The following is an 8227-nucleotide window of genomic DNA, read 5'->3' as shown; positions in this document are numbered from 1 at the left end:
TACTACGGCAAGCCGGGCCCCGTCGTCATGCTTCAGGGCTGGCTCGAGTTCCAAGCCATGAAACGCGGCACCAACCTGATGATGCGCCACCGGGAAGACCGAAGCGATGTGTGAATCCGGTAGCCCGCAAGCGGGAGAGGGAGCCCAGCGCCGATGCCGCCGCATCGTACGCATTCACTCCGCGACGCCTTCGCCGTCTCTCCGCGGAACATTTGGTTCCCTCGCGCGTCTTTGTCCTGCGACGCGATGCGTGCCTGGCGCTGGAGGAGGGCTATTAGGTGGTCGGCTCGGTGGTCATGTCGAGATCACGATTGCCGCTGGCGCTGGCCGGCGCCGTCCTGGTGTGTCTGACAGTGCTGCTGCCTGATGCCGCCCAGGCGCAGTTTGGAATACGCGGCGGGCCGCTCGGTGTTGCCCGTTTCGCCGTCGGTCACGTCCTTGGTCTGGCGCGATTGCGTCACGGCCGCATGGCCGTGCGCGGCGGCCGCACCCGCGACGCCGCGTTGCGGTCGCAGGATCCGCGTGGCGCCGAGCGCGGCCAGGTGGCCAATCCCTATATCCTACGTGCGGCGATGACGGCGCAGGCCGCGCTGTCCGGCTGGCATGGCGGCCGCCGTCCGCAGGGCTGGTGGCGTCATCCCGACGGCAGCTATGGCTGGATCGGTCCGGTATTCTGGCCGTTCGCGCATGACGATCTCACCACTGCGATCGTCTTCGGCGACACGACCAGCCTCTCGCTCTATGGCTATGGCGATATCTATGCCGCGATCTTCGCGCCCTACGCCGCGCCGGAGCTCGCCGCCTACACCGCGCCGCAAGGCCGCCGCGGGCGACGGGTCCCGTCGGTCGAGGCGGTCTGCGACAGCAGCGACACCGGCGGCCTGCCTGTCGACCGCATCGCCGCCGCCGTGCAGCCGAACGAGATGCAGCGCACTGCGCTCGACGATCTCGGCGCGGCCTGGACCGCGGCGCGCGACACCATCCGCGCCGCGTGCCCGGCGCAGGCCGCGATGTCAGCGGCGGAGCGCCTCGGCGCGATGCAGGCAAGGCTGGATGCGATGATCAAGGCCACGGACGCGATCGCGCCGGCCCTCGGAAAATTCACGGACCTGCTCGATGAGGACCAGAAAGCAAGGCTGGAGTCGCTGGCGATGGAACGCCGCGCGGCACTTGCCTCGGCCCAGCACAAGGACGCGCAGACAGCGTCAGCCTGCGATGCCGACAGCGATCCCCGCTACGACGTAAAGGCCCAGCGCCAGTACGAGCAACTGGTGCAGCAGCAATGGCCCGCCGCCGACATCGCCGCGACGCTCAAGCTCGACGACACCGGACGCGCCCGCCTCGACGTGCTCCAGGACACCACGCTGCGCACCATGGAGACGTTGAGCCCGTGCGCGATGAAGGATGCGGCCGCAACCCCGCAGGCCCGCCTCGCCGCCGTGAAGACGCGCCTTCAGACAATGCTGCAAGCGGTCGGCGGCGTCACTGACGCGCTCGACGATTTCGAGTTCGATCTCGGCGACGCGCAGAAGGCAGCGTTCGAGGCGATCGGGCCGAAGCGGGGGATGTGAGGGGTACGCTCTCTCGTCATCGCCCGGCTTGACCGGGCGATCCAGTATTCCAGAGACGGGTATGAATCGAGTGGTTCGTCGGATTGTGGCGCCCCCCTTGTGGGGGAAGGCGGGGGAGAGGTAGGCGAGGACGGTGCGAGACCAACGCACCGGTTGCCACAGCGGTCCTTCTGAGGCACTCCTACCCTCGAACCTGACGCTGGGCTCCTGGACTTATGAACGCCGTTGAAATCGAAGAGGCCATCTCCACGCTGGCCGAACAACCGTTCGACGCCGCTGAATTTCCTTTCGCCTTTCTGCAAGCCTTCGGCAACAAGGAAACCACCCTCAAGCGTCTGCGCAAGGGCGAGACCAACAAGTCCGACCTCGGCGGCGTTCTCCAGACCGGCAATATCCACATCAAGGTGGCCCCGCCGGGCGAGGTTACGGCGACGCTTGCCGCGCTCAAGGCGAGCCCCGCGACCGCGCGGGCCAAGACCAAGTTCGTACTCGCCACCGACGGGGTGATGTTCGAGGCCGAAGACCTCGCCAGTGGCGAGACCGTCGCTTGTCCTTATCCCCAGTTTCCCAACCATTTCGGTTTCTTCCTGCCGCTCGCAGGCATCACCACCGTCAAGCAGATCCGCGAGAATGCCTTCGACATCCGCGCCACCGGCCGGCTCAACCGGCTTTATGTCGAACTGCTCAGGACCAATCCGGATTGGGGCACCTCCGAGCGCCGCCACGACATGAACCATTTCATGGCGCGTCTGATCTTCTGCTTCTTCGCCGAGAGCACCGACATCTTCAACGGCAACGACCTGTTCACGGCGACGGTCACGCAGATGAGCGACGCCACCAACGCCCATGAGGTGATCGGCGCCATCTTCCGCGCCATGAACGTCAAGACCAGCGAGCGCGCTGCCGAGAACATGCCGCGCTGGGCCGACGCCTTTCCTTACGTCAACGGCGGCCTGTTCTCCGGTAGCCTCGACGTCCCCAGCTTCAGCCGCATCGCGCGCACCTATCTGCTGCACATAGGCAGCCTCGACTGGCGCCTAATCAACCCCGACATTTTCGGCTCGATGATCCAGGCCGTGGCGGAGGACGAAGAGCGCGGCGCGCTCGGCATGCACTACACCAGCGTGCCGAACATTCTGAAGGTGCTCAATCCGCTTTTTCTCGACGAGCTGCGCGAGCGCCTCGCGGAGGCGGGCGACAACACACGCAAGCTGCTCAATCTGCGCAATCGCATGGCGCGCATCCGCGTGTTCGATCCGGCGTGCGGCTCCGGCAATTTTCTCGTCATCGCCTACAAGGAGATGCGCAAGATCGAGGCTGAAATCAACGAGCGCCGTAGCGAGCCGGAGCGGCGGACGGATATTCCGCTGACGAACTTCCGAGGAATCGAGTTGCGCGATTTTCCGGCTGAGATCGCGAGGCTGGCGTTGATCATCGCGGAGTATCAGTGTGATGTGCTCTATCGGGGGCAGAAAGAGGCGTTGCGCGATTTCTTGCCACTCGATGCGGAGAACTGGATCACCTGCGGGAATGCGTTGCGACTCGATTGGTTCAGCATCTGTCCTTCAATCCGCACGGACGTAAAGCACAAATCGAATGATTTATTTCAAGTGCCGCTCGATCAGGCGCAGATCGATTTCGAGTCTGAAGGCGGTGAGACCTACATTTGTGGGAACCCGCCCTATTTGGGCGGTAAGGGCCAATCGCCATCGCAGAAAGCGGAGCTCGCGGCAGTTTTTGGGACTACGATGCAGATTGGTGAGCTGGACTACGTGTCTGGTTGGCTATTGAAGGGCGCCGAATACGCGTCACGCAATGACGCCGAAATTGCCTTTGTTGCGACCAACTCAATCAATCAAGGCGCGCAGGTTCATCAACTTTGGCCGCGAATTTTCAAACTCGGAATCGAGATTTCCTTTGCCCACAAAGATTTTAAGTGGTCGAACAACGCGACCCATAACGCAGCGGTCATCTGTTCAATAATCGGGCTAAGACTACGCGAGGGGACAAAGAAAAAGCTCTTTGAGAGCGGGCTTGCGAGGGAGGTTGACTCCATCGGTCCGTATTTGGTGGCCGGCAACGAGACGGTGGTTATGCAATCTCTATCGAGCAACCCGCAGCTCACGCCCATGATCACAGGAAATAGCCCATATGATGGAGGGCATCTCATTCTATCGAGCGACGAAAAAGCAAGCTTGCTGAAGCAACACCCTTTGGCCGAGCAGCTTATAAAGAAGCTCTGTGGGTCGAGAGATTACTTGAACGGTGAGCAGCGATATTGCCTTTGGATTGATGATGAGAGCATTTTGTTGGCAAATGGAGTTCCTGAAATTAGACGCAGAATAGACAAAGTTCGCGAATTCCGTCTGAATGGTGGAGAGGTGGCGCGGGCCATTTCATCGCGCCCGCATCAATTCCGTTACACTCATCAGGCAAGATATTATTCGATCATTGCACCTCGCGTCTCATCAGAACGACGTCAATACATACCGTTTGGTCTTCTTTCGAAGGATTGCATTGTCGGCGATTCGGCCCAGGCACTCTACGATGCTGAGTTGTGGCATCTGGCTCTCTTGCTAAGTCAATTGCATATGTCCTGGGTGAGAACGCTTGCCGGGAGGTTAAAGACTGATCTACGGTATTCGACCGCACTTTGTTATAATACGTTTCCCCTCCCCGAGCTTACGGAAAAGATGAAGGCCGACCTGACCCGTTGCGCCGAGGACATCCTGCTCGCGCGCGAGGCGCATTTCCCTGCGACCATCGCCGAGCTCTACGATCCCGAGAAGATGCCGGCCGATCTCCGTGCGGCGCATGAGCGCAATGACGAGACGCTGGAGCGCATCTATATCGGGCGGCGCTTCCGCAACGACACCGAGCGGCTGGAAAAGCTGTTCGAGCTCTACACCAAGGCTGTCGCGAAGAAGGCGACGGATGTGGCCTGACCGCTCATGCAATCATTGCGAGAAAGAAGGCTGGACGCACGCCATTCTGGAACATATGATGAACGTTGCAGATGGGGGCGTGTATGGAAGGGTTCGAATGGGACCCCGAGAAGAACAGTGCGAACCGGCGCAAGCACGGACTGTCCTTCGAGGAAGCCGCCCTGATCTTCGAGGGGCCGGTGCTGACCGGTCCGGACCACAGCACCGACGAGGTTCGCGATAAGAGCTTTGGTCTGTTGGGCGGTACGGTCGTGATCTGTGTCATCCATACCGAGCGCAACGGGAAAATTCGCATCATCAGCGCCCGCAAGGCGACGGCGAGTGAAAGAAAGCAGTTCGATGTCTATCTCAAAAAAGCGCTTGGCTGAGCTGGCCGCCCTGCCGGAGGAGGCGATCGACACCTCCGATATCGCGGAGGCGGACGAGGCGTTCTTTCGCTCTGCGAAGCTGCGGCCGACGAAGGCGCCGACCGGTGTCCCCAGCGTCGCCGTCACCTACGCCCGCACCGGGCAGTCGACCCGCGCCAACGCGCTCGGCATGCGGCCGATGCAGGAGCGCGCCTATGAGCGGCGCGGCGAGCAATATCTGCTGATCAAGTCGCCGCCGGCGTCGGGCAAGAGCCGGGCGCTGATGTTCATCGCGCTCGACAAGCTGCACAACCAGGACATCAAACAGGCGATCATCGTCGTGCCGGAGAAATCCATCGGCGCGAGCTTCCATGATGAGCCATTGACGACATACGGCTTTTGGGCCGACTGGACCGTCGTGCCCAAATGGAATCTCTGCGATGCGCCCGGTTCGGACAATGGCGGCAAGGTCAATTCCGTCGGCGCCTTCCTCGAAAGTTCCGACAAGGTGCTGGTCTGCACCCATGCCACCTTCCGTTTCGCCGTGGATAAATTCGGCGTCGCGGCGTTCGACGGAAGGCTGATCGCGGTGGACGAATTCCACCACGTTTCCGCCAATCCCGACAACAAGCTCGGCCAGCATCTCGGCGAGTTCATCGCACGCGATAAGGTGCATATCGTCGCGATGACCGGCTCCTATTTCAGGGGCGACGCCGAGGCCGTGCTGACGCCGACGGACGAAGCGAAGTTCGATACCGTCACCTATACCTATTATGAGCAGCTCAATGGCTACGAGCACCTCAAGGAACTCGACATCGGCTATTACTTTTATTCGGATTCTTATGCCGATGATATTCTCAAGGTGCTCGATCCCGCCGAGAGGACCATCATTCATATCCCCAGCGTCAATTCCCGGGAGAGTACCAAAGACAAGATCAAGGAAGTCGAACACATCATCGGCTCACTCGGTGAATGGCAGGGGACCGATCCCACGACCGGCTTCCAGCTCGTCAAGACGCCGAGCGGACGTGTGCTCAGGATCGCCGATCTCGTCGACGACGATGCCACCAAGCGCGATCGCGTCTCCGCCGCGCTGAAGGACCCCGCACAGAAGAACAATCGCGACCATGTCGACATCATCATCGCGCTCGGCATGGCCAAGGAAGGTTTCGACTGGGTCTGGTGCGAGCACGCGCTGACCGTTGGCTATCGGTCGAGCCTCACCGAGATCGTCCAGATCATCGGCCGCGCCACGCGCGACGCCCCGGGCAAGACCCGCGCCCGCTTCACAAACCTGATCGCCGAGCCCGATGCGTCGCGGGAGAACGTCAACGAGGCCGTGAATGACACGTTGAAGGCCATCGCGGCCAGCCTGCTCATGGAGCAAGTGCTCGCGCCGCGCTTCGAGTTCAAGCCGAAGAACCCGGCCGTCGGGCCAGTGGAGGGGTACGATTACGGCGAGGGTGGCTACGACCCCGCCAAGTGCAATGTCGGCTTCAATGAAGGCACCGGACAGTTCCAGATCGAGATCAAGGGCCTCGTCGAGCCGAAGAGCAAGGAAGCCCAGCGCGTCTGCCAGCAGGACCTCAACGAGGTCATCGCCGCGTTTGTCCAGGACAAGACCACGATCGAGCGCGGGCTGTTCGACCCGGAAGTCGTGCCAGCCGAACTGACCCAGCTTCGGCTCGGCAAGATCATCAAGGACCGGTACCCCGAGCTGGATGAAGGCGATCAGGAAGCCGTGCGCCAGCACGCCATTGCCGCGCTCAATCTCACCCAGATGGCCAAGAAGGTCGCGCTCGGCGGGGCCGATGGTCCGGGCGAGGCCAGCCCGAACACCGCCTTCGTCGATGGTGTCCGCAAATACGCCATGGACGTGCGCGAACTGGACATCGATCTGATCGACAGCATCAATCCGTTCGGGGAGGCCTACGCCATTCTCGCCAAGACCATGAGCGAGGAGAGCCTGAAGCAAGTGCAGGCCGCGATTTCGGCCAAGCGGGTCAGCATGACCATGGATGAAGCCCGTGATCTCGCCAAGCGCGCCTTGAAGTTCAAGCAAGAACGCGGCCGGCTGCCCTCGATCACGGCCGCCGACGCCTGGGAGAAACGCATGGCCGAAGGCGTCGCCTTCCTCGCCCGCATGAAGGCGGAGGCCGCGCGTGGCTGACTTCACCGACGAGGACGACGCCCTGCTCGAAGAGCTGGGTGTCGAGGTCGAGACGAAGAAGCAATCCGGCCGTACGCCGCGCGAGGAAAGGATCATCGCAGGCTTCGAGGACATCCAGCGCTTCGTCGACCAGCACGGGCATCCGCCGCAGCACGGCGAAGATCGCGACATCTTCGAGCGGCTCTACGCTGTGCGCCTCGACAGGCTGCGCGACCTCGAGGAATGCCGCAGCCTGCTCGCGCCGCTCGACCGTCAGGGTCTACTCGACGTATCGTCCTCGCCGATGGGGTTCTCGGACGAACTCGACGACGACCAGCTGCTGTCCCAACTCGGGGTCGATGCCAACGGGGCCGGCGACATCGGCGAACTGCGCCATGTCCGCTCGGCTGCGGAAAAGCGCGCCGCGGAGGAGATCGCCAATCGCCAAAAGTGCGAGGATTTCGACCAGTTCAAGCCGCTGTTCGAACGGGTCCAGAAGGACATCAGCCTGGGACTGCGGCAGACACGGCGGTTCGAGCGCAAGTCCGAGATTGCGCAAGGTCGGTTCTATATCCTGGGCGGACAAAAAACCTATGTCGCGGCGATGGAGGAGCCGTTCAGCAACGAGCACGGCAACATCGACGCCCGCCTTCGCGTGATCTTCGACAACGGCACCGAGAGCAATCTGCTCATGCGCTCGCTCCAGAAGGCGCTTCAGCAGGACCCCGCCGGGCGTCGGATCATCGAGCCTTCGGCCGGTCCGCTGTTTGCCGACGCCAACGAGGAGGGGGACGAGGCGAGCGGTATTGTCTACGTTCTGCGGAGCAAGTCCGACCATCCCACCGTCGCGGCTCATCGCGATGTCCTGCACAAGATCGGCGTGACCGGCGGCGACGTGAAACAGCGCGTCGCGAATGCAAAGCTCGACCCGACCTTCCTCATGGCCGAGGTCGAGATCGTCGCGACCTACGAACTCTACAACGTCAACCGGACAAAACTCGAAAACCTCATTCACCGCGTCTTCGGCGCGGCGCAGCTCGACATCGAGATTCCCGATCGATTCGGCAATCCCGTCGTGCCGCGCGAATGGTTTCTGGTGCCGCTCTTCGTCATTGACGAAGCCGTGGAGCGCATCAAGGACGGCACGATTACTGATTACACGTACGATCCAAAGAAAGCCGCTCTTGTCCGGGCCGGCGGAGGCTAATTCGCGTA

At 61.9% G+C, this 8227-nt stretch carries 5 protein-coding genes; all 5 read left to right on the top strand.

The features are described from left to right. Positions 1-296 precede the first annotated feature (296 nt). The 5 genes from JQ621_RS33935 (at position 297) to JQ621_RS33915 (ending at position 8219) form a co-directional block, all read left to right on the top strand. Positions 297-1571 carry a Spy/CpxP family protein refolding chaperone gene (locus JQ621_RS33935; RefSeq protein ID WP_212241436.1) on the top strand — a complete coding sequence of 425 codons (1275 nt, stop codon included), beginning with the start codon at positions 297-299 and terminating at the stop codon, positions 1569-1571. A gap of 215 nt (positions 1572-1786) precedes the next feature. Beyond that, positions 1787-4516 (top strand): class I SAM-dependent DNA methyltransferase, encoded by a 2730-nt coding sequence (locus JQ621_RS33930; RefSeq protein ID WP_212241435.1) that lies wholly within the window; start codon positions 1787-1789, stop codon positions 4514-4516. Between the two features lie 83 nt (positions 4517-4599). After that, positions 4600-4884, top strand: a complete 285-nt coding sequence (locus JQ621_RS33925; RefSeq protein ID WP_212241434.1) for a BrnT family toxin — start codon at positions 4600-4602, stop codon at positions 4882-4884. Beyond that, complete coding sequence (locus JQ621_RS33920) at positions 4856-7033, top strand: DEAD/DEAH box helicase (protein WP_249125743.1); 2178 nt, start codon at positions 4856-4858, stop codon at positions 7031-7033. The genes JQ621_RS33925 and JQ621_RS33920 overlap by 29 nt, the downstream gene beginning before the upstream one ends. After that, positions 7026-8219, top strand: coding sequence for a GIY-YIG nuclease family protein (locus JQ621_RS33915; RefSeq protein WP_212241433.1), 1194 nt, complete (start codon positions 7026-7028; stop codon positions 8217-8219). The genes JQ621_RS33920 and JQ621_RS33915 overlap by 8 nt, the downstream gene beginning before the upstream one ends. Positions 8220-8227: the final 8 nt, after the last annotated feature.

The organism is Bradyrhizobium manausense (genome assembly GCF_018129685.1).
GTDB classification, from domain to species: domain Bacteria; phylum Pseudomonadota; class Alphaproteobacteria; order Rhizobiales; family Xanthobacteraceae; genus Bradyrhizobium; species Bradyrhizobium manausense_D.
Note: the sequence above shows the minus strand (reverse complement) of the source record. Positions and strands in the feature narration are given on the sequence as shown.

Coding starts and splice junctions, on each gene's coding strand:
- JQ621_RS33935 (WP_212241436.1), top strand. CDS start 297: ATGTCGAGATCACGATTGCCGCTGGCGCTGGCCGGCGCCGTCCTGGTG.
- JQ621_RS33930 (WP_212241435.1), top strand. CDS start 1,787: ATGAACGCCGTTGAAATCGAAGAGGCCATCTCCACGCTGGCCGAACAA.
- JQ621_RS33925 (WP_212241434.1), top strand. CDS start 4,600: ATGGAAGGGTTCGAATGGGACCCCGAGAAGAACAGTGCGAACCGGCGC.
- JQ621_RS33920 (WP_249125743.1), top strand. CDS start 4,856: ATGTCTATCTCAAAAAAGCGCTTGGCTGAGCTGGCCGCCCTGCCGGAG.